A 20,378-nucleotide genomic window follows, 5' to 3' on the forward strand; every position below is an offset into this window, starting at 1 on the left:
TCTCATTCGGCGGGTGTTGCGTGTCATCAGGCGGTCTTGGTCGGCGAGGCGGGGACGCGGGCGCCAAGGCTCAGGCTGCGGGCTCCCTGAGCGCGTCCTCGAACAGGCTCGGATTGTTCAGCGTCCGTGCCAGAATGAGCGCTCCCTCAAGACGGGCCAGCAAGGCCGCCGGGTTCTGGCTGCCTCGCGACGCCTTGGGCGCCGCATCGAGATAATCCAGGATCATCTGGAAAAATGCAGCCACGGTCGTGGCGACCTGCGTCGGCAAAGCGTCGCGTTGCGAACCAAACAACCCGCAAAGACACATCCGGTCCTCGATCAGCAGGGCATCGCGAAACAGGGCTGCGACGCGCTCCGGACCTTCGCCGGGCGCCAGGCTCCGGGGATCGCCCAGCCGATCGACCGCCCGCACGGTATAGCGTCGCGCCAAGGCCTCGCAGAGATCGCCCTTGGTCGGGAAATGGTAATGCACGCTTGAGCTTTTGATGCCGACGTCGTCAGCGACGTCGCGAAAGCTGAAGCCGTGATAGCCGGTCATCCGCGCCCGCTTTTCGGCAGCGTCCAGAATCTGTTCGCGCGCGGATGTCTCGATCATATCAGCCTCTCTATCAGTCGATAGATAAGGCTTGACGCGCACGATCTCAACTATCTAGGCTCGGATGTCTATCTATCGATAGATAGATTTATCAAGGGAGTTTATCATGGGACGTTCGTTGAGCCTGGTCGTTGGCGGGTCATCCGGAATGGGCCTCGCGACAGCAACGCTGCTCGCTGCCGAGGGCAGAACCATTGCCCTCGTTGGCCGTGATCCCGCCAAGCTCGCGATCGCGCGAAAGCAAATCGAAAAGGACAGCGGTGGCGCCGTCGAAACGATCGAAGCGGACCTCTACGATGCCGCTGCCGTGGATGGATTGATCCGTCGGATTGATGGCGACGGACGCCATATCGATCAGTTGGTCAATGCTGCCGGCTATTTCTTCCCGAAGCCGTTCCTGGAGCATACCGGCGCGGATTTCGACCGCTATCACGCGCTCAACAGGGCGTTCTATTTCGTGACGCAGGCGGTGGCCCGCAACATGGCGTCTCATGGAGGCGGTGCGATCGTCATGATCGGCTCGATGTGGGCGCGACAGGCCGTCAAGGCCACGCCGTCCTCAGCCTATTCTATGGCGAAAGCGGGCCTCCACGCCCTGACGCAGCATCTCGCGATGGAACTGGCGGGCCTGAACATCCGTGTGAACGCCGTGTCACCGGCGGTCGTCGTCACGCCGATCTACGGTGCTTTCATCGAGCCCGAAGCGATCGAGGCGACGCTGACCGGCGGATTCGATGCGTTCCATCCGATTGGCCGGGTCGGTCGGGCGGCCGACGTCGCGGCCCATATCGCGTTTCTGCTGTCGGAGCGGGCTGGCTGGACGACGGGCGCGATCCACGACGTCGATGGCGGCGTGATGGCTGGCCGCAACTAGGGGGTGGAACGGCAGGCGCGCGATGGTGCCGCGCGCCTGCTGGTCAGAGGCCCGGCGACTTCACCATGGTGAAGAAGCGCACCTGTTCGGCCGGCTCGTTGAAGAGGCCGGTGTAGCGCGTCGTCATGGTCGAGGAGCCCTGCTTCTGCACGCCGCGCATCGACATGCACATGTGCTCGGCCTCGATCAGGACGGCGACGCCGCGCGGCGCGAGCACGCGGTCGATCACATCCGCGATCTGGGCCGTCATGGTTTCCTGCGTCTGCAGGCGCCGGGCATAGACATCGACGACGCGCGCGAGCTTGGACAGGCCGACGACGCCCTTGGCCGGGTAGTAGCCGATATGGGCCTTGCCGACGAAAGGCACCATGTGGTGCTCGCAATGGGAGTAGAACGGGATGTCGCGCACGAGGACCATGTCGCGATAGCCTTCGACCTCCTCGAAGACGCGGTCGAGAATCTCGGCCGCATCCTCCTCATAGCCCTTGTAGAATTCCTTGTAGGCCTTGGCCACGCGCCGCGGCGTGTCCTGGAGACCTTCGCGGGACGGGTCGTCCCCGGCCCAGAGCAGGAGGGTGCGCACGGCCTCCTCCGCCTGTTCCTGCGTCGGCTGCTTGATCAGAAACTTGTCCGCGGAGGGCCCCAGAGCCCGCTCGACCGACAAGGACTTAACCACAGGGTTCATGTGGCGCCTCCCGTTTTGGTGATCCCGATACGTCGCGCGATCCCGGTTGGACCACGCGGCCGGCACGACGACGCGTTTTTTTTCGCTGAGGCTTGGCGCGACTGCGGATGCTCTCCCCCTGAGCGAGCATCAACCCTATATTGGCGTCGGGCGCCGGTCACTCCAGAGCCGGTGGAGAGCACGATATGTTGAGCGACGTCTACAACAAGCGCATCCTCGAACTCGCCGCGAACATCCCGCTGCTGGACCGGCTGCCGCAGCCGGACGCGACGGCCAAGGCGCATTCGCGCCTCTGCGGGTCGACCGTGACCGTCGATCTCACCATGGAGGGCGACGTCGTCACCGGCTTCGGCCATGAGGTGAAGGCCTGCGCGCTGGGCCAGGCCTCGTCCTCGATCATGGCGCGGCATGTGGTGGGTTCGACGGCGGAGGAGTTGCGCCGGGTCCGCGAGCAGGCCCGCGCCATCCTGAAGGACCAGGCCGAGCCGCCCGAGGGCAAATGGGCCGATCTCTCGGTGCTGGTGCCGGTGCGCGACTACAAGGCGCGCCACGCCTCGACGCTGCTGACCTTCGACGCGGTGGTGGAGGCGATCGGCCAGATCGAGCAGCGGCGCCAGGCCGCCGCGGTCGCGTGAGCGGCTGCGCGCCGGCTCACTTCAGGCCGAGCGCCAGCCGGGTCTCGGCGCTGGTCTCGTCGAAGCGCGCCCTGAAGGCGCGGTCGGCGAGCAGCGCCTTGGCGACGGCGCGGCCGGCCTTGTCCCCCGCCGCGAGGTCGCTGCGGTAATGGAAGCCACAGACGAGACGGCTCTCGCCATAGTCCTTGACGCGCTCCTCGAGACGGGCGGCCATTTCCGGCACCGCGACGCTCAGGAGTTCGGCATAGAGGGCCGCGGTCGCGGCATGGCCGGCGGGGAAGGAGGTTCCTTCCGGGCGTCCGCCCGGGCAGGGCTTGACCCGCACCTTGTTCCAGACCGTGAAGGGTCGTTGCCGGTTGGTCAGGCGGCGGACGCCGAGGAGCACGATGCCCATCTCGATCTGCGCTTCGCGGTAGAGCAGGCGGACCTCGCGGTGCTCGTTGCCGGCGAAGGGGATGTCGGCGCCCTCGAGGAAGCGCGCGAGCGTCTGGTACTGGTCGGCGATCGCCGCCTGCTCGCGCTCGGCCGTGCGGTTCAGCGTGATCTGCAGCACCTCGTCGAATTCCCGCTTCTGCTCGGGCGAGTTCATCGCCGGCGGCAGGCCGATCAGCGTCGCGAGGTCGACCTTGCCGGGTTCGAGCCAGAGCAGGCTGGTGCGCTGCTGGGCGTCCGCCGGGGCCGGCATCAGCAAAAGCGCCAGCGCGAGCCCCAGCGCGGCGGCTCCCAGGCGATTGGAACGGGGTCGCGAAACGGGGCGATACATGGCGAATCTCGGCTTGGGTGACGAGCGGGATGAAATGGCATCGCAGCAGCGCTTGTCACGTCTTTTCGCGCAGGCCGCCTCTGTCAAGCGGGCGCCGCGGCGCGCCGCGCACTGGGCGATCCGCGGCTACCAGCTGAGCCTCTCGCTGCTGGTCGGGCGCCACTGCCGGCACTGGCCGAGCTGCTCGGCCTATACCGACGAGGCGATCCAGCGTTTCGGGCTCTGGCGCGGCGGCTGGATCGGCGTGGCGCGAATCTGCCGCTGCACCCCGCTCGGCACGAACGGTATCGACCTCGTCTGCGAGGAGTTGCCGCCCGATGCCGCCTGGTACCGGCCCTGGTCCTATGGCCGCTGGCGCGGGGTGAACGCGCCGCCGGCCGAGGATGATGAGGCCACGGTCAGCGCTGGGCCTGGGCCTGCTGCAGGGCGCTCCGGCAGCCCGGCGACAGATCGGCCGCCTTCTCCTTGAAGCAGGCGAGGATGCGGCCGCCGCCCGGCTTCACGCCGGGGCAGAGGCGGGCGGCGTCCGGCCCGCAGGCCTCACGCATCGCGTTGCGGTCCTGCGCCTGCGATGGCGCGGCGGCGGTGGCGAGGACGAGGCTGGCGAGGGCGGCGCAGAGGGCGGCACGGATGGGCGGCATGGCGGGATCTCCTGTGGCGAAGCGGTGGCGCAACCTTGGCGATTGTGCGGATCGCGCTTTGCCGGCCGATGAGAGGATCATGACGAAACGGACAGGTGCCACTCGCGCAGCTGCGGCGTTTTCGGTGGCCGTCCCGATTGCCTGCCACTGCGCGCTCGTATAGGCGGGGCGTTCCCGGCGCTGTCCTCCCCCGGATACGGACAGCGCCGCGCCGGTCCAGCCCTGGTCCAGCTCTTCCCAGTATCCGGCCTTGTCTTACGGGGTTCGTATCCCCGAGTGAGCAGGAGCGACGATCGATGACGATCTCCCTGACCTTTCCCGATGGCGCACAGCGCGAATTTCCCTCCGGCATCACCGGAAAGGAGATTGCCGGCGGCATTTCCCCCTCCCTGCTGAAGCGCACCGTCGCCATGGCCATCGACGGCGTGGTCGTCGATCTCGCCGATCCGATCGCGAAGGACTCGAAGATCGAGTTCCTGACGCGCGAGGATCCGCGCGCGCTCGAGTTGATCCGGCACGACTGCGCCCATGTGCTCGCGGAAGCCGTGCAGGCGCTCTGGCCCGGCACGCAGGTGACGATCGGCCCGGTGATCGAGGGCGGCTTCTTCTATGATTTCGCTCGCAACGAGCCCTTTACGCCCGACGACCTGCCGGTCATCGAGAAGAAGATGCGGGAAATCATTGCCAGGGATGCGCCCTTCACCAAGGACGAGTGGAGCCGCGACAAGGCGAAAGCGTTCTTCGCGGAGAAGGGCGAGGCCTACAAGGTCGAGCTCGTCGATGCGATTCCGGCAGACCAGACGCTGAAGATGTACAGGCAGGGCGAGTGGATCGACCTCTGCCGCGGTCCGCACATGACCTCGGTCGGCAAGGTCGGCACCGCCTTCAAGCTGATGAAGGTGGCCGGTGCCTATTGGCGTGGCGACAGCAACAACGCCATGCTGACGCGCATCTACGGCACGGCCTTCGCCAAGCAGGAAGAGCTCGACGCCCATCTCAAGCAGATCGAGGAGGCGGAGAAGCGCGACCACCGCAAGCTCGGCCGCGAGATGAACCTGTTCCACTTCCAGGAGGAGGGGCCGGGCGTCGTGTTCTGGCACTCCAAGGGCTGGCGGCTGTTCCAGGAGATCCTGACCTATATGCGCCGCCGGCTGGCCGCCGACTACGAGGAGGTCAACGCGCCGCAGATTCTCGACAAGTCGCTCTGGGAGACGTCGGGCCACTGGGGCTGGTACCAGGACAACATGTTCGCGGTGAAGTCGGCCTCGGCCTTCGAGAACCCCAACGATGCGACGAAGGACCAGAAGGTCTTCGCGCTGAAGCCGATGAACTGCCCCGGCCATGTGCAGATCTTCAAGCACGGTCTGAAGAGTTACCGCGATCTGCCGATCCGGCTGGCGGAATTCGGCGCTGTGCATCGCTACGAGCCCTCGGGTGCGCTGCACGGGCTGATGCGCGTGCGCGGCTTCACTCAGGACGACGCGCATATCTTCTGCACCGAGGACCAGCTCGCGGCCGAGTGCCTGAAGATCAATGACCTGATCCTGTCGGTCTACGAGGATTTCGGCTTCACCGACGATCTCGTCATCAAGCTCTCGACGCGGCCCGAGAAGCGCGTCGGCTCGGACGCGCTCTGGGACCACGCCGAGGATGTGATGAACCGCGTCCTGATCGAGATCGCGGCGCAGTCGGGCGGGCGGATCAAGACCGAGATCAATCTGGGCGAGGGCGCCTTCTACGGTCCGAAGTTCGAATATGTGCTTCGAGACGCCATCGGCCGCGACTGGCAGTGCGGCACGACGCAGGTCGACTTCAACCTGCCGGAGCGGTTCGGGGCCTTCTATATCGGCGCCGATGGCGAGAAGAAGCAGCCGGTGATGGTTCACCGCGCCATCTGCGGTTCGCTGGAGCGCTTCACCGGCATCCTGATCGAGAACTTCGCCGGGCATTTCCCGCTCTGGCTGGCGCCCGAGCAGATCCTGGTCTGCCCGATCACCTCCGAGGCGGATGCCTATGCCGAGGACGTGACCATGGCCTGTCTCTCGGCCGGCCTGCGGGCCCGCGCCGACCTGCGCAACGAGAAGATCTCCTACAAGGTGCGCGAGCACTCGCTGGCCAAGGTCCCGGTGATCCTGGCTGTCGGCAAGCGCGAGGCCGAGGAGCGGACCGTGACCGTGCGCCGCCTCGGCAGCCAGGCGCAGACGGTGATGAGCCTCGACGCGATGCTGGAGGCGATGCTCGACGAGGCGACGCCGCCGGATCTGAAGCGGGTGAAGGCGGTGCGGGCGGCGAAAGCTGCCGGCTGATCGTCATTGCGAGGAGCGTCGCGACGAAGCAATCCAGAGGCCCGCGCGGCGCTGGATTGCTTCGCTGCGCTCGCAATGACGGCTGGCGCCCTATCGCCAGACGTCACCCTCCCATGCCAGATTGCCGCCCATGCTGACGGGGTCCTATCACAAGCGGCTCGAGGCCGATCTGACTCGCTGGGTCGGCGAGGGGCTGGTGACGGCGGAAGCCGCCGGTACCATTCGCCGCTCGCTCGCCACGGAGGGCGGCTTCCGGCTGCCGGCGCTGCTCGGCCTGTTTGGTGGCTTGCTGATCGCCGCCAGCGTTTCCGCCTTCGTCGCCGCCAACTGGGAGGCGATGCCGCGGCTGGTGAAGCTCGCGCTGATCCTGGCCGGCGTCGTCGGTGCGCTGGGGATCGCGGCGCGGCTGGAGCGCCGGGGTTCCGCCTCCGGGGCCGACGCGGCGGCGACCTGCGGCGTGCTGATCTTTGCCGCCGGCATCGCGCTGATCGGCCAGATGTACCATCTGCCCGCCGACTGGCCGGCGGGGGCCCTGATGGTGGCGCTCGGCGGGCTTTCCGTCGCCTTCCTGATGGGCTCGAACGGGGCGCTGGTCGTGACCTTCGTCGCGCTCTGCGCCTGGAGCGGCGGGCGCTGGCAGGGGAACCAGGGCGCCATCCACCTGCCGTTCTTCCTGATCTACCTGCCGGCGCTTTGGCTTGCCGTGAACCGCAGCAACCGGCTGGTTCACCACCTCGCCGTGCTGGCGCTGGGCTTGTGGCTGGCGGTGCTGCCGGGAGACTGGATCGCCCGCGGCTTCGATTACGGACTGCTCGCCTATGGGCTTGCCGTCGCGGCCGCCTTCGTCGCGCTGGGGGCCATCGCGCTTGACCGCGGCGGTCCTGCGCTGCTGGGTTGCTGCCTGCCCTGGGGTCTGTTCGGCTTCGTGCTGATGCTCGATCTCGAACTGATCCGCATCCTCGATGCACATGGCTCGCGTGGGGGGCGGGCCCTGTGGGCGAATTATGCGGCCTATGCCGTGGCGCTGGCCGCGATCGCCGCCTGCGCCGGGCTCGCCCGCGACCGGCGTTTCGCCTGGCCGCTGGCGCTGTCGCTGATCCTCGGCCTCGTCGTGCCGCTGGTGTTCTGGAGCGGGCTGGCCGTCGGTCTGCCGGGCAAGGTCATGGTGGCGAGCCTCGTGCTGGCATCGGCGATCGCGCTGGTCGTGGCGGGCGTGACCGGCGGGGTCAGGCGGCTGACGCTGGCGGGTTCGGGTATGTTCGGCCTCGCCATCCTCATCCTGCTCTGGCAGACGATCGGCACGCTGCTCAACCAGTCGCTGTTCTTCCTGGTGGCGGGTGGCGTGTTGCTCGGCCTCGCCAGCGGCGCGCGGCGGCTGTTCGCGCGGCTCGTCCGTCCGACCGGGGAGGGCGCGTCATGAGGCTGGTCAACGCGGACGCACTGCTGGGGCGGGTCCCGCTCATCGGGCGGGTGCTGGCCGCGATGCTCCTGCTCTGCGGCGGGCTGTTGGCGCTGGTCGAGAGCCGGGCCTCGATCCTGCGCCATGGCACGGAAGTGCGGCTGCGGACGGTGCCGGTCGATCCGCGCGACCTGTTCCGGGGCGACTATGTCGTGCTCGCCTATCCGATCAGCACCGTGACACCGGGTCCTGGCGGCGCGACGGGGGTGCGGCGGGACGACACCGTCTTCGTGACGCTGACGCGCGACGCGGAGGGCTTCGCTCAGGCGAAGGCCGTGGCGACGACCCGTCCCGCTGCAGGCGACGGCGAGGTCGTGATCGCCGGGCGTGTTCTCTCCACCGGCGCCTGCGCGCTGAACGAGGCGGGGCAGACCGACTGCGCCGCCGGCGTGGGGCGCCTGCGCGTCGCCTACGGGCTGGAGAGTTATTTCGTGCCGCAGGGCCAGGGCCGCCGGATCGAGACGACGTCGCGCGCCCGCATCGAGGTCGTCGCCGCCATCGCGGCCGACGGAACGGCCGCGATCAAGCGCCTGCTGATCGACGGCCAACTGGTCCATGCCGAGGCGCCCTACTGAGGCGCTTTATGGTGGCGCAGCGCTCTCGCAGACACCGCCGCACACGCGCGCTCGCATCGCTCACACAGGGTTGTGATGCGATGTTTAGTGACCCTTAACCCTGCGAGTTTTATGAACGCCACATGAACGAAGTCGGCGCGCTTGTTCATGTCGGGGGAACCCGCAGCGCCGGCCGCGCGTTCGCCCTGTTCCCTCGTCGATGGTCGGATCTCGCCGGTGCAGCCGTCTTCTGCCCTCTCGCGCTTTCTGCTCCTGGGCCAAGGCCCGGGCGGTTTGCCCGCGACGGCGGGGCGGGATGCGCGGATCGACGTGATCCGCGGACTGGCGCTGCTGGTCATCTTCATCAACCACATGCCGGGCAATGTCGTCGCGGCCTGGATGCCGCATAATTTCGGCTTCTCGGACGGGGCGGACGCCTTCGTGCTGCTGGCCGGCATCTCGGCCACGCTGGCCTATGGCAGCCTGATCGAGCGGCGCGGGCTGGCCGTCGGTGCGCTCAAGATCGGGGCGCGGCTGTGGACGCTCTACATCGCCCATATCGCGCTGTTCATCGTCGTCTGCGGCGTCGTGGCGGCGGCCGTGACGCGGACGCAGAACCCGCTCTACATCGAAGCCATCAACATCCAGCCCTTCTTCAGCGATACGCTGGCGGCGCTGATCGACGTGCTGACGCTGCGCTACCAGCCCTCCTATCTCGACATCCTGCCGCTCTACATCGTGCTGCTGGGGCTGTTCCCGCTGCTGTATCGCGCGGTCCGGCTCAGCCCGCTGGGCGCGCTTCTGGTCTCGCTGGCGGTCTGGCAGACGGCGCTCGCATTCGGGCTGAACTTCCCGAACGTCCATGCGGCGGGCTGGTTCTTCAACCCCTTCGCCTGGCAGGTCACCTTCCTGCTCGGCATCATCGTCGGCCTCGCGATGCTGAGGGGCGTCGCCCTGCCGCGCCTGCGCAGCGTCGACGCGCTCGCGGTCGGCTTTCTCGTCTTCGCCTATCTGGCCAAGAGCGCGTCCGGCAACCCGACCGGCCTCGCCCTGTTCAACGACTGGTTCGACTCGGTCCAGCTCGGCTCCGACAAGACCCATCTCGCCTGGAGCCGCCTGCTGCATGTCGCGGCGCTGGCCTGGCTGGCGATGCGCTGGCTGCCGGCGGGGGCGGGTCTGCTGCGCTTCGCGGCGGGGCGGACGCTGGCGATCGTCGGCAAGCATTCGCTCGATGTCTTCTGTGCCGGGACGGTGCTGTCGATCGCGGGGCAGATCGTCATGGCCGAGACCGGGTTCGCTGTCGGCCCGCAGTTGCTGGTCTGCCTGGCCGGCGTTACACTTCTCGTCGGGTTGGGGATGTTCCTGACGTGGTACCAGTCGCTCACGCTCTCCGGCGGTTCTTCGGCCGCGCCCGCGCGACAGGTTTCGCCGCAGTCGCACTGAGCCTGTTCGCGTCGCTCGCACCGGCATCGGCGGGGCCCATGGCCCTGGCCCATGCCGCCGACCAGCGCTGCCGTGCGGGAGCGGCGTCGCAGCGGTTCCAGCCCTCACTGCCGCGCGCGGCGCAGTCCCTGCGGGAGACCGGGCAGCTCACCATCGTCACGATCGGCTCGTCGACGACGGCGGGGGCCGGGGCCTCGACCGACGAGAAGAGCTATCCGGCGGTGCTGCAGGACGAGTTGCGCCGGCGCCTGCCGCAGGCCGAGATCCGCGTCATCAACCGGGGGGTCGGCGGACAGAGCGCCTACGACATGGTGTCCCGGATGGAGACCGACGTGTTCGACCAGGCACCGGCTCTGGTGATCTGGCAGACGGTGGCGGCCGACGTGGTGAACCATATCGGCGAGGACAAGCTCGCCAAGATCCTCAAGAAGGGGATCAGGAAGGTGCAGGCGGCCGGCATCGATCTCGTCATGATGGATCTGCCCTGGCTGACGCGCGCGGGCCGCTATCCGCACTACGACGATTACCGCGGCGTGCTGAAGACGGTCGCGGCGGAGTTTTCGGTTCCGGTCTTCCCGCGCTACGCCATGATGCGGGAATGGGCGCAGTCGCGCCGCTTCACCTCGGAAGAGCTGATCGGGATGGACGGCACGGAACTGGTCGAGGCCGGCTATCGCTGCCTTGCCATCCGCATCGCCGACGGCGTGGCGGCCGCGCTGACCGGCCTGCGCCTCGAGCGCCCGGCGGCGCCGCGACCCACCAACTGATCGGGGCCGCCGGCCGGCGTCAGCGCGCCAGCACCTCGATGTCGCGGTCGAGACCGGACTCAACCTTGAAGTCCCGCGAGAAGACCTGGCCCTCCTGCCGCGCGATCAGGACATAGTCGCCCTCGGCCAGGATCACCTGCGGAAAGGCGCCGATCGCCTCTCGGATGACGTCGCCGCCCGGCGTCAGCACGCTGAAGGCGGTCCCGGCGAAGGCCTCGCCGCCTGCCGCCGCGACGAGCTTCAGCGTCACGCGTGCGGCCCGGTGATGCAGCGTGGCATCGGTGATCTTGCCGGATTCGACCTTCACATCCGCCCGCTGGATGGCGTTGGAATCACCATAGGTCGAGACGACGTGATAGGTGCCCTCCGGCAGCCGGATCAGCTCGCCACCGCGCGCATTGGTGACGAGCCGTCCCTCCGAATTGCCCTGGAGCGGCACGAAGACCTGGAAGGCGAGCTGGGCCGGGGGAATCGGTGCATCGCCGATCGAGCCCGCGAGCGACAGGCCGCCGGCGCTGATCGGCACCTGTTCGCGCAGCCCCAGCGGGCCGAGCGTCACCCGCTTGGTGCCGCTGGCGAAGCCATAGGCCGCATGCAGCAGATAGGTGCCGGGATCGAGCGAGAAGGCGGGCTCGGGCTCGGATGAGCGCGCAACGATGCGTGGCGGCGAGCCGTCGGCCGACTCGCTGAGAACGCGCCAGACCAGCCCGGAGCCGATCGGCCTGCGGTCGCCGGCGAACTGCGCGGTGACGCGCAGGGCGGCCTGCCGGGTTGACGGAGCCGGGCCGGGCTGGACAGGGGTCGGATCGAGCGTCCCGCCGATCGTCGGAGCCGGCGCGGGAGCTGGCACCGGAAGAGGGTCGGGCGTCGCGGGGGCCTGCGCGCGGACGGCGCCGAGCGGCAGCGTCAGCGCGGCCGCGAGCAGGCCGATGGCCAGGCGGCGGCGTCTCTCGAACCCCTCGAATTCAAACATGATCCCAGCCCTCGGTACCCTTGCGCCCATGTCTCAGCAGGCTCGCTTGTCGCGATCATGGCGAGCGACTAGGTCTGGTCGGGTTCCTCGCATTCCGGATGCTTCATGACCGATACGCTCTCCCTGCTCAAGCTGCGCCGATCGGTGCCTCCGCAATTCCTCGCCGCGCCCGGCCCCGACGGCGGGCAGCTCGAGCAACTGCTCACCATCGCCTCGCGCGTGCCCGACCATGGCAAGCTGGTGCCCTGGCGCTTCATCGTCTTCTCGGGCGGTGCCCGCGAGAAGGCGGCCGAGGTGGTGGCGCAGGCCTTCCAGAACCGCAATCCCGACGCCAAGCCGGAGCAGGTCGCCTTCGAGCGCAACCGCCTGCTGCAGGCGCCGGTGATCGTCGCCGTGGTGTCGCGGGCCGCGCCCCATGTGAAGATTCCGCAATGGGAACAGGAACTGACGGCCGGCGCCGTCTGCATGTCGATGCTCGTCGCCGCACAGGCGATGGGCTTCGGCGGCTGCTGGCTGACCAACTGGTTTGCCTTCGACCGCAGCGTGCTGACCGCCTTCGGGCTTGAGGCGGAGGAGCGCATTGCCGGCTTCATCCATCTGGGCACGGCGGCCTCGGTGCCGGCCGATCGCGAGCGGCCGGTGCTGGCCGACATCGTCAGCCATTACGGAGCGTGATGCCATGATCTACTCGCCCGCCGCGCAGGATCACGGCCTGCCGCACGACCCGTTCAAGGCGATCGTGACGCCGCGCCCGATCGGCTGGATCACGGCGCTGAGCGCCAAGGGCGAGGTCAATCTCTCGCCCTACAGCTATTTCAACGCCGTCTCGACACGGCCCCACATCGTGATGTTCTCATCCGAGGGCAAGAAGGATGCGATCGCCTTCATCGAGGAGACGGGCGAGTTCACCTGCTCGATGGTGACCAAGGCGCTGGTCGGCGCGATGAACCTGACCTCGGCGCCGCTGCCGCGCGGCACCAGCGAATACGGCCATGCCGGGCTGGAAATGGCGCCGTCGCGCTTCGTGAAGCCGCCGCGCGTGGCCGGCAGCCCGGCCGCGCTCGAATGCAAGTTGCTCTCGGTGCAGCAACTGGTCGATCTCGATGGCGTCAGCGTCGAGCGCTGGATGGTGCTGGGCCAGGTCGTCGGCATCTTCATGGACGACGCCTTCATCCGCGACGGCCGCTTCGACACCGCCGCGGCGCACCCGGTGGCGCGCTGCGGCTATGCCGACTATGCCGAGGTCGACCACCTGTTCTCGATCCAGCGCCCGCCGGGCGGCTGAGGGGCGGCGACGCCGCTCATCGTCATTGCGAGGAGCGACAGCGACGAAGCAATCCAGGGGCGGCAGCGCTCGACGTCCCCCCTGGATTGCTTCGCGGCGCTCGCAATGACGTGTCGGGCTAGCGTGACGCCCAATCAGGCCGCCGGTTTCACGCGATAATCGCCGAGCGGGGCCAGCGCTGCGTTGATGGCCGCGGCATCGAGTGCAGAGCCCTGCGGCAGGGTCAGCCGGGGCGGTTCCAGCGTCACGGTGGTGCCGGGGGCGAGCTTCTCGGCGGCCGTTTGCACACGCGACAGGCAGCCGCCGCAATGCATGCCCGAAACCTCGAAAACCTGAGTCATTCGAATCGCCTCCAGCGGTTCATTGATCTGCTTTGCGAGCGCGTGCGGCGAGGCGCTGCGCCCTGATCAGATGGGGACGATCGAGCATTTCGCCATCCAGCCCGATCACGCCGACGCCGGGATTGGCCTCGAACAGCGCGATGATCGCCTGCGCCCGGGCGAGAGCCTCGGGCGAGGGCGAGAAGACCTCGTTGATCGTCGAGACCTGGTCGGGATGGATTGCCATCTTGCCGGTGAAGCCGTCGCGCCGCGCCGCCAGGCACTCGGTCCGGAAGCCCTCGGCATCGCGGAAGGCGGTGAAGACGGTGTCGATCGCATCGACCTGGGCGGAGGCCGCCGCAAACAGCGTCAGCGAGCGGGCGAGCCGGTAGGGATCGGTGTAGTGGCCATTCCGCAGACGATTGGTCTCGGCGCCGAGATCGGCCGACAGATCCTCCGCGCCCCAGGTCAGGGCTTCGAGCCGGTGGGTCGCGCCGGCATAGCTGCCGAGGCCGAAGATGCCCTTGCCGGTTTCGGTGGCGATCGGGATGATCCGGGTGCCGCCGTCGGGCAGGTCGCATTCCGCCTCGCGCACCGCGATCTTGGCGGCGAGATGCCCGGCATCGCTGCCGCTCTCGGATTTGGGCAACATGATCGCATCCGGCGCGCCCGGCATGACCGCGTCGAGATCGGCCTCGGTCAGGCCTGTCGTCAGCGCGTTGACACGGACGATCAGCCGCGGACGGCGGGGCAAGGCGCGCGCCTCGGCGAGGAAGGCGCGGGTGACCTCGCGCGCCTGCGGCTTGGCGTCGAGTGCGACCGAATCCTCGAGGTCGAGGATCAGCGCATCGGTGCCGCTGGCGAGGCCCTTCTGCTGCTTGCGGGGGCTGTCGCCTGGAACAAAGAGAAGCGAGCGCATCGGGGTCAGACGTCCAGAGCGACGGGGGCGGGGTGCCGGCGCATGAAGGCCTGGCGGCGGCATTGCGCCACCAGCGTGCCGTCCTGCTTGTAGGCGCGGTGGTGGAACTCGACGATGCCGGCGTCCGGCCGCGAGCGCGATTCGCGCTTGGCCACGATCTCGGTCGTGACGTTGATCGTGTCGCCCTCGAAGAGTGGCGCCGGGAAGGTGACGTCGGTCATGCCGAGATTGCCGATGGTGGTGCCCACCGTGGTGTCGTTCACGGAGATGCCGATCATCAGCCCGAGCGTGAACAGGGAGTTCATCAGCGGCTGGCCCCATTCCGTCTCGGTCGCACAGAAATGCGCATCGATGTGAAGGGGTTGCGGGTTCAGCGTCATGTTGGAGAACAGCATGTTGTCCATCTGCGTGACGGTGCGCGTCAGGCCGTGCTCGATGACGGCGCCGACCTCGAAATCCTCGAAATAGATTCCGCCGCGCTTGTGGCGCTTCAGCTCTGGCATCCTGGCGTCTCCATGCCCCGGTCGATTCCGGTACTCTAGCGCATCACGCTGGCGAAGGGGCGCCCCCGATCCCGCACCGCGACGCGGTGGCGATGCGTCGCGATTAACGCTTCGCTTACCATAACCGGGCCACTCTCCAGACCGCGCCGCAGCGTCCTGCGGCGGCCGCCGGCGGCGGGTGCGCCCGAGAGTTCCGATGTTCCTGTTCACCACTCCGCAGACGCGCGAGACCCAGCCGGCGAACCCGGTGGTGAGCGCCATCCGCGACGGCGCGGCCAAGACCGGGGCGGGGTTCGACTATCTGCTGAAGACCGCCCAGCGCGAATCCTCACTCGAGCCCGACGCCAAGGCGAAGACCTCGAGCGCGACGGGTCTGTTCCAGTTCATCGAGCAGACCTGGCTCTCGATGGTCAAGCAGGAGGGGCCCAAGCAGGGGCTCTCCGGCTATGCCGACGCGATCAGCGAGACGGGCGGCGGGCGGCTGACCGTCGCCGATCCGGTGGCGCGCGAGAAAATCCTGGAGCTGCGCAAGGACCCGCAGGTCGCCGCCGTGATGGCCGGCGCGCTGACCCAGAAGAACCGCGAGCAACTCGCCGGGGCCCTCGGCCGCCAGCCGCATGCGGGCGAGCTCTACATGGCCCATGTTCTGGGCGCGCGCGGCGCCTCCGACCTGATCAAGACCGCCGCAGCCGATCCGACCCGCGCCGCCGCCAGGGATTTCCCCGAGGCGGCCGCCGCCAATCGCGGCATCTTCTTCGACAAGGCCGGCCGGGCGCGCAGCGCCCAGGAGGTCTATGGCGTGCTGGCGGCCAGCCATGCCAACACCCAGCTCGCCGCTTCTGCGACCGTCACCCAGACGCCTGCGACCCAGGGCGGCGACAAGCCCGCCGAGATCGCCGCCGCGCTCGCGCCGGGCCGCGCCAAGGGGCTGATTGGGCTGTTCTCGACGGAGGGCTCGCGGGCGCCGGTGTCGCAGGCTGTCGCCAATCTCTGGTCGACCCCGCGTGGCGATGCCGGGCGAACCGCGTCGCTCGATGCCGCCGACCGCTTCTTCCCGCGGCAGACGAAGTCGGACGCCACCGCCGTCGCGCCGACGGCGGCCGATGCGGCCGCCGCCAATGCGGCGGCCTCGGCACGGGCCGTCCAGGCGCCGCTGCCGCCGTCGCGACCGGTTGAGCTGACGCAGCCGACGCCGGCCGTCCAGGAGCGCAGTGCCGTGCGAACCCGCCGGGCGCCGCTCGATCTCTCCGCCTTCATGATCCAGCGGAACGCCCGATGATCGTCCGTCGCTTCCTGCTCTGGGCCCGCACCGCCAATGCCGAGGAGCGCGCCAGCGGCGCCGCTGCCCTGGCCGGGGCCTATCTGCGCTCCGGCATGGCCGAGGAGGATCGGGCCGAAGCCGAGACCGCGCTGATCTCGCTCATCGACGATCCCTCGCCCCGGGTGCGCCGTGCCATCGCGGAGGAAATGGCGTCCTCGCCGCGTGCGCCGCGCAATCTCGTGCTCGGGCTGATCGCCGATCAGAGCGATGTCGCCGCGCTGGTGCTGGCGCATTCGCCAGTGTTGAGCGAAGCCGATCTGGTCGATGCGGCCGCGATCGGCGACATGCTCGCGCAGAAGGCGATCGCGCTGCGCCCACAGCTCTCCGCGGGGGTCTGCGCCGCGCTGGCCGAGGTCGGCTGCGAGGAGGCGCTGGTGACGCTCGCCGGCAACCGCACGGCCGACATTCCCGATTTCTCGCTGGAGCGCATGGTCGAGCGCGCCGGCGATTGCGGGCCTCTGCGCGAGGCGCTGCTGGCCCGTGCCGATCTGCCGGCCGGGCTGCGCCAGGCGATCGTCGCCCGGGTCTCCGACGCGCTGGCGAGCTTCGTCACCGGCTGCGGCTGGCTGACGCCGGAGCGCAGCGCCCGGCTGGCGCGGGAATCGACCGAGCGCGTCGCGGTCGCGCTCGCGGCCGGCGGCGAGGACAGCGATGCACCGGCCATCGTCGAGGTTCTGCGCGCCCATGGCCGCCTGACGCCCGGCCTGATGCTGCGTTCGCTGCTGTCGGGCGAGCCGGCGCTGGCGGAGGCCGCCTTCGTGGCGCTGTCGGGCCTGCCGACGGGCCGTGTCGGCGCTCTCCTGCGTGACCGGCGCGGCGCCGGGCTGAAGGCGCTCTATCGCAAGGCGGGCTTGCCCGACTCGCTGCAGCCGGCCTTCACGGCGGCGATCATGGCGCTGAATGCGCGCGGCTTCGATGCCGGGGGCAGCGGGCGTGGCATCGACCGCCCCCTGCTGCGCGAGGTGCTGATCGCCTGCGAGGCGCTCGATGGATCGGAAGCCCATGCGCTGATGGGCCTGCTGCGCCGCATGGATGCCGAGGCGGCGCGCGAGGAAGCCAGAGCCATGGCCGACAGCCTCGCCGACGACGCCGCCTTCGCCTATCTCGTCGAGGCCGACCCGGCGCTGCTGGTCGAACTCGAGATCGGCGACATCCGCCAGGCGGCCTGAGCCCGCCCGACACGGGGCGCGCGGCGCGCGGGTCAGGGATGCAGGGCTTTCACTCGAAGAGCGTCACGAGGCGCGCCAGCACCTCGTCCATGATCTCTGGCGGCAGGGTCTCGATCCTGCGGCCGTTGCGGGCCTTGAGGTCGAGCACGCGGGGCTGGTCACAGCGGATTACCCCAGTGGTGCTGGTTCCCTCCAACGGAACCGCAAAGCCGATGCGACGGGCGAAGTCACCGCCGTTCGTGATCGGCGCGACGACCGGCAGTTGAGTCGCCTGGTTGAACGCATTCGGCGAGACGATGACGACCGGCCGATGCCCGCGCTGTTCGCGTCCGTGGGTCGGCTCGAGGTCGACCATGTAGACATCGCCGCGCTTCACAGCAGCTCTTCACCGGCGGCCGGCGCATCGACCCATTCGCGCTCGCTGGACGGCTGCTGTCGCGAATAATCGGAGGCCGCGAGCAGTTCGGCCATGGTGTAACGGGGTCTGGCCTGCGGCTCGACGACCAGGCGGCCATTGTCGACGGCCAGTCCGACCTTGGCGCCGGCGGAGAGGCGCAAGACGTCGAGCAGGGCCGGCGGGACGGCGAGCATGATCGAGCCGCCGACCTTGCGCAGATTGGTCGTGTGCATGGCTGCTTCCTTCAGTTATATCTGAATATAACATTGCAGGCTGGCCTAGGCAATGCTGGCGCTGCGCGGGCCATTCTCTGTGAGCGGATCAGGTCTCGCCGGTTTCCGCCGTTCGCTGTGCCTCGAGCTGAACGCAGTGGCGCATCACGTCGGCACCGGTCTCGTTCCAGGTGGTGATGCCGCCGGCCATGATGACCTGGACCAGCCCCTCGGCCAGTTCGGGCAGGGTCAGTCCGAGTTTCATCGCGGCGGCCGCGTGGTTCCTGGCGCCGTTCTTCTGGCCGATCAACGTGTCGAGCAGGGCGAAGATCAGTTCCTTGGTCTTGAGGTCGAGCGCGCCGCCCTCGTCCCGGTCGCGCATGATCGCGGCGCGGATCAGGCCGTAGCCGGCGAAGGCGCCCGGCGCATGCTCGGACAGAAGGCTGAAATTGTCCGGCAGCCGTCCGAAGGTCGCCATGAAGCTGGCCTTGCCGAGGTCGGTCGCGGCCTCGGTGATCCCGTCTCGGTTCATGGCGCAGAGGTCCTCGGGGCTGTCTGGGTCGATGCAGGCTAGACCGCCGCGGCCGCCGCGGCCATCGCTTCCCGGGCCGAGACCCTCAATACCCGAACTGCTCCCGCAAGATCCGCTCGTCGAGGCTGTGGCCGGGGTCGTGGAGCATGACGAGATCGACATCGCGATCGATCTCGATCTCGACGCGCAGGACATTGTCGATCTGGACATGATCGGCTACTGCGCTGACCGGGCGCTTGGCGGCCTCCAGCACTTCGATCGTGACCTTGGCATGGTCCGGCAGCAGCGCGCCGCGCCAGCGGCGGGGGCGGAAGGCCGAGATCGGCGTCAGCGCCAGCAGGGGGGCGTCGAGCGGCAGGATCGGGCCGTTGGCGGAGAGATTGTAGGCGGTGGAGCCGGCGGGCGTCGCCAGCAGCACGCCGTCGGCGACGAGCTCGTCGAGCCGGACCTGGCCGTCGATCGAGATCCTGAGCTTGGCGGCCTGGTAGGAGCGGCGCAGCAGCGAGACCTCGTTGATGGCCTCGGCCCGCACCTCCGTGCCGTCGGCGTCGACGGCGCGCATCGAGAGCGGGTGGACGACGCTGCGCTGCGCCTCGGTCAGGCGCTTGCGCAGGCCGCGCTCGCGGAACTCGTTCATCAGGAAGCCGACGGAGCCGCGGTTCATGCCGTAGATCGGCGTGCCCGTGCCGATGAAGCGGTGGAGCGTCTGCAGCATCAGCCCGTCGCCACCCAGCGCCACGATCACGTCGGCGGCCGCGGTATCGGCATTGCCGTAACGCCCTGTCAGTTTCGCCAATGCGGCCTGCGCCTCCGGCGTGTCGCTGGCGACGAAGGAGATGGCCTGGAAGCGCTCGGGCATCACGGGTCCTGAAGGCAGTGCGCCGCGGCGGCGCAGGCCCGCCTTAGCACAGGCGGCGTCCGGATCGCGAGCGGGCGAGGTCCAGAATTGCCGGGCACGAAAAAGGCCGGGGTTTCCCCCGGCCTCGCTAGCCTCGCTTCGTCGTCGCGATCTCAGATCGCGGTGCTCCACTGCACCGGCACCATCTCGAAGCCGTTGCCGGACTTGGCGATGTGGCCGGTGGCGGGGAAGGGCGCATGGTAGAAGGCGACCTGCATCCTGTCGGCGGCGACCATGTCGAGCAGCTTGCGGCGGGTGGCCGCAGCCTGCGGCCCGTCCATGTCGAACACGGCCGACCAGTCGGGATTGCGCACGAACAGGGCGGGGTGGTTGGTGGTGTCCGACATCACCATCAGCGACTTGCCGCCCGAGGCGACGGCGAAGGTGGTGTGGCCCGGCGTATGGCCATAGGCCGCGACGGAGGTGATTCCGGGCAGGATTTCCTTGCCGGCCTCGAACTGCTTCACATCCTTGGCGATGGGCGCGAAGACGCGCCGAACATTGCCGAAGGCGCCCTTCATGGCCTCGGGCGCGGCGCCCATCTTGGCGTCGTCCATCCAGAACGCCCATTCGGCGGCAGGCACCATGACTTCGGCATTCGGGAACATCGCGGTCCCGTTCTTGAGACGGAAGCCGTTGATGTGGTCGCCGTGGAAATGGCTGAACACGACGGTCGAGACATCCTTGGGGTCGAAGCCGGCGGCCTTGAAATTGGCGCCCCAGGCGCCCGAGGTCGGGGCGCCGGAATCGCCGTTGCCGGTGTCGATCAGGGTGGTCTTGCCGCCGCTCTGGATGACGAGGGTGGTGAAGGAGATCGGCAGGGCGTCGGCGGGCAGGAAGGCCTGCTCCATCGCCTTCTTCACGTCGGCCAGCTCGGCGTTGCGAACGAAGCCCTCGAGCGGACGGCGGGCGAAGCCGTCATTGATGGCGGTGACCGTGATGTCGCCGACCTTGTAGCGATAGAATCCGGGGGCCTGGTTCACGGGAGCTCCTTGGGCATGGGCCGGGCCGAGCCCGGGCAGGTCGAATGTGGCGGCTGCGGCGAGGGCGCCCGCACCGGCGATCACGCCGCGGCGCGACAGATGGAGGTCGGTCATGGTTGTTGTCTCCCTCGGCTCGGGCGGAGC

25 protein-coding genes are annotated in these 20,378 nt (G+C 68.8%); 12 read left to right on the forward strand and 13 right to left on the reverse strand.

Annotation, left to right across the window (positions count from 1 at the left end):
* Positions 1-70: 70 nt before the first annotated feature.
* Positions 71-637 carry a TetR/AcrR family transcriptional regulator gene (locus tag SJY11_RS12415; protein ID WP_376986928.1) on the reverse strand — a complete coding sequence of 189 codons (567 nt, stop codon included), beginning with the start codon at positions 635-637 and terminating at the stop codon, positions 71-73.
* 64 nt (positions 638-701) lie between these two features.
* Between SJY11_RS12415 and SJY11_RS12420 the strand changes: the two genes are divergently transcribed.
* Positions 702-1,469, forward strand: coding sequence for an SDR family NAD(P)-dependent oxidoreductase (locus SJY11_RS12420; protein ID WP_376986929.1), 768 nt, complete (start codon positions 702-704; stop codon positions 1,467-1,469).
* A 43-nt stretch (positions 1,470-1,512) separates the two neighbouring features.
* Here the strand turns inward: SJY11_RS12420 and folE are convergent, their stop codons facing one another.
* A complete protein-coding gene (gene folE / locus SJY11_RS12425) occupies positions 1,513-2,154 on the reverse strand; it encodes a GTP cyclohydrolase I FolE (protein ID WP_326909350.1) in 642 nt (213 codons plus the stop codon).
* Between the two features lie 185 nt (positions 2,155-2,339).
* On the opposite strand from folE, the gene SJY11_RS12430 reads away from it, so the two are divergent.
* Entirely contained in the window at positions 2,340-2,789 is a 450-nt protein-coding gene (locus tag SJY11_RS12430) for an iron-sulfur cluster assembly scaffold protein (protein WP_376986930.1), read from the forward strand.
* Between the two features lie 16 nt (positions 2,790-2,805).
* Here the strand turns inward: SJY11_RS12430 and SJY11_RS12435 are convergent, their stop codons facing one another.
* On the reverse strand, positions 2,806-3,552 hold the full coding sequence (locus tag SJY11_RS12435; protein WP_376986931.1) for a phosphatase PAP2 family protein: 747 nt from the start codon (positions 3,550-3,552) through the stop codon (positions 2,806-2,808).
* Between the two features lie 34 nt (positions 3,553-3,586).
* Between SJY11_RS12435 and yidD the strand changes: the two genes are divergently transcribed.
* Positions 3,587-4,021, forward strand: a complete 435-nt coding sequence (yidD, locus tag SJY11_RS12440) for a membrane protein insertion efficiency factor YidD (protein WP_376986932.1) — start codon at positions 3,587-3,589, stop codon at positions 4,019-4,021.
* Here yidD and SJY11_RS12445 read toward each other — a convergent pair.
* Positions 3,951-4,193, reverse strand: a complete 243-nt coding sequence (locus SJY11_RS12445) for a cysteine rich repeat-containing protein (RefSeq protein ID WP_376986933.1) — start codon at positions 4,191-4,193, stop codon at positions 3,951-3,953. The genes yidD and SJY11_RS12445 overlap by 71 nt on opposite strands.
* A gap of 296 nt (positions 4,194-4,489) precedes the next feature.
* Here SJY11_RS12445 and thrS point away from each other — a divergent pair, with 296 nt between their 5' ends.
* The 5 genes from thrS to SJY11_RS12470 all read left to right on the forward strand — a co-directional run bounded on the left by thrS (position 4,490) and on the right by SJY11_RS12470 (position 10,722).
* Complete coding sequence (thrS, locus tag SJY11_RS12450) at positions 4,490-6,499, forward strand: threonine--tRNA ligase (RefSeq protein WP_376986934.1); 2,010 nt, start codon at positions 4,490-4,492, stop codon at positions 6,497-6,499.
* A 130-nt stretch (positions 6,500-6,629) separates the two neighbouring features.
* Positions 6,630-7,919 (forward strand): DUF2157 domain-containing protein, encoded by a 1,290-nt coding sequence (locus SJY11_RS12455; protein WP_376986935.1) that lies wholly within the window; start codon positions 6,630-6,632, stop codon positions 7,917-7,919.
* Positions 7,916-8,533: a GDYXXLXY domain-containing protein gene (locus SJY11_RS12460; RefSeq protein ID WP_376986937.1), complete on the forward strand. Its 618-nt coding sequence runs from the start codon at positions 7,916-7,918 to the stop codon at positions 8,531-8,533. Before SJY11_RS12455 ends, SJY11_RS12460 begins: the two co-directional genes overlap by 4 nt.
* A gap of 216 nt (positions 8,534-8,749) precedes the next feature.
* Positions 8,750-9,955, forward strand: coding sequence for an OpgC family protein (locus SJY11_RS12465; protein WP_376986938.1), 1,206 nt, complete (start codon positions 8,750-8,752; stop codon positions 9,953-9,955).
* A 38-nt stretch (positions 9,956-9,993) separates the two neighbouring features.
* Entirely contained in the window at positions 9,994-10,722 is a 729-nt protein-coding gene (locus tag SJY11_RS12470; protein WP_376986939.1) for an SGNH/GDSL hydrolase family protein, read from the forward strand.
* Positions 10,723-10,741: 19 nt separating this feature from the next.
* Here the strand turns inward: SJY11_RS12470 and SJY11_RS12475 are convergent, their stop codons facing one another.
* A complete protein-coding gene (locus SJY11_RS12475; RefSeq protein WP_376986940.1) occupies positions 10,742-11,695 on the reverse strand; it encodes a hypothetical protein in 954 nt (317 codons plus the stop codon).
* A 105-nt stretch (positions 11,696-11,800) separates the two neighbouring features.
* Between SJY11_RS12475 and SJY11_RS12480 the strand changes: the two genes are divergently transcribed.
* Together SJY11_RS12480 and SJY11_RS12485 are read left to right on the forward strand one after the other, a co-directional pair.
* Positions 11,801-12,370 carry a nitroreductase family protein gene (locus SJY11_RS12480; RefSeq protein WP_376986941.1) on the forward strand — a complete coding sequence of 190 codons (570 nt, stop codon included), beginning with the start codon at positions 11,801-11,803 and terminating at the stop codon, positions 12,368-12,370.
* A gap of 4 nt (positions 12,371-12,374) precedes the next feature.
* Positions 12,375-12,980, forward strand: coding sequence for a flavin reductase family protein (locus tag SJY11_RS12485; protein WP_376986942.1), 606 nt, complete (start codon positions 12,375-12,377; stop codon positions 12,978-12,980).
* 134 nt (positions 12,981-13,114) lie between these two features.
* Here the strand turns inward: SJY11_RS12485 and SJY11_RS12490 are convergent, their stop codons facing one another.
* The 3 genes from SJY11_RS12490 to SJY11_RS12500 are packed head-to-tail and all read right to left on the reverse strand — an operon-like array spanning position 13,115 to position 14,722.
* On the reverse strand, positions 13,115-13,321 hold the full coding sequence (locus SJY11_RS12490) for a heavy-metal-associated domain-containing protein (RefSeq protein WP_376986943.1): 207 nt from the start codon (positions 13,319-13,321) through the stop codon (positions 13,115-13,117).
* Between the two features lie 19 nt (positions 13,322-13,340).
* Complete coding sequence (locus SJY11_RS12495; protein WP_376986944.1) at positions 13,341-14,219, reverse strand: HpcH/HpaI aldolase/citrate lyase family protein; 879 nt, start codon at positions 14,217-14,219, stop codon at positions 13,341-13,343.
* Positions 14,220-14,224: 5 nt separating this feature from the next.
* Positions 14,225-14,722, reverse strand: coding sequence for a MaoC family dehydratase (locus tag SJY11_RS12500; protein WP_066725808.1), 498 nt, complete (start codon positions 14,720-14,722; stop codon positions 14,225-14,227).
* 196 nt (positions 14,723-14,918) lie between these two features.
* Between SJY11_RS12500 and SJY11_RS12505 the strand changes: the two genes are divergently transcribed.
* Complete coding sequence (locus SJY11_RS12505) at positions 14,919-16,001, forward strand: lytic transglycosylase domain-containing protein (protein WP_376986945.1); 1,083 nt, start codon at positions 14,919-14,921, stop codon at positions 15,999-16,001.
* On the forward strand, positions 15,998-17,212 hold the full coding sequence (locus SJY11_RS12510; protein ID WP_376986946.1) for a DUF2336 domain-containing protein: 1,215 nt from the start codon (positions 15,998-16,000) through the stop codon (positions 17,210-17,212). Before SJY11_RS12505 ends, SJY11_RS12510 begins: the two co-directional genes overlap by 4 nt.
* A gap of 49 nt (positions 17,213-17,261) precedes the next feature.
* On the opposite strand, the gene SJY11_RS12515 is transcribed toward SJY11_RS12510, so the two are convergent.
* The 5 genes from SJY11_RS12515 to SJY11_RS12535 all read right to left on the reverse strand — a co-directional run bounded on the left by SJY11_RS12515 (position 17,262) and on the right by SJY11_RS12535 (position 20,348).
* Complete coding sequence (locus tag SJY11_RS12515) at positions 17,262-17,588, reverse strand: type II toxin-antitoxin system PemK/MazF family toxin (RefSeq protein ID WP_376986948.1); 327 nt, start codon at positions 17,586-17,588, stop codon at positions 17,262-17,264.
* Positions 17,585-17,842, reverse strand: coding sequence for an AbrB/MazE/SpoVT family DNA-binding domain-containing protein (locus tag SJY11_RS12520; protein ID WP_376986949.1), 258 nt, complete (start codon positions 17,840-17,842; stop codon positions 17,585-17,587). The genes SJY11_RS12515 and SJY11_RS12520 overlap by 4 nt, the downstream gene beginning before the upstream one ends.
* Positions 17,843-17,930: 88 nt before the next feature.
* Entirely contained in the window at positions 17,931-18,353 is a 423-nt protein-coding gene (locus SJY11_RS12525) for a carboxymuconolactone decarboxylase family protein (RefSeq protein ID WP_376986950.1), read from the reverse strand.
* 85 nt (positions 18,354-18,438) lie between these two features.
* On the reverse strand, positions 18,439-19,212 hold the full coding sequence (locus SJY11_RS12530) for an NAD kinase (protein ID WP_376986951.1): 774 nt from the start codon (positions 19,210-19,212) through the stop codon (positions 18,439-18,441).
* A gap of 152 nt (positions 19,213-19,364) precedes the next feature.
* Entirely contained in the window at positions 19,365-20,348 is a 984-nt protein-coding gene (locus tag SJY11_RS12535) for an MBL fold metallo-hydrolase (protein ID WP_376986953.1), read from the reverse strand.
* Between the last annotated feature and the right edge of the window lie 30 nt (positions 20,349-20,378).

It is taken from the genome of Allobosea sp. R86505 (assembly GCF_042466375.1).
In the GTDB taxonomy this organism is placed as follows: Bacteria; Pseudomonadota; Alphaproteobacteria; order Rhizobiales; family Beijerinckiaceae; genus Allobosea.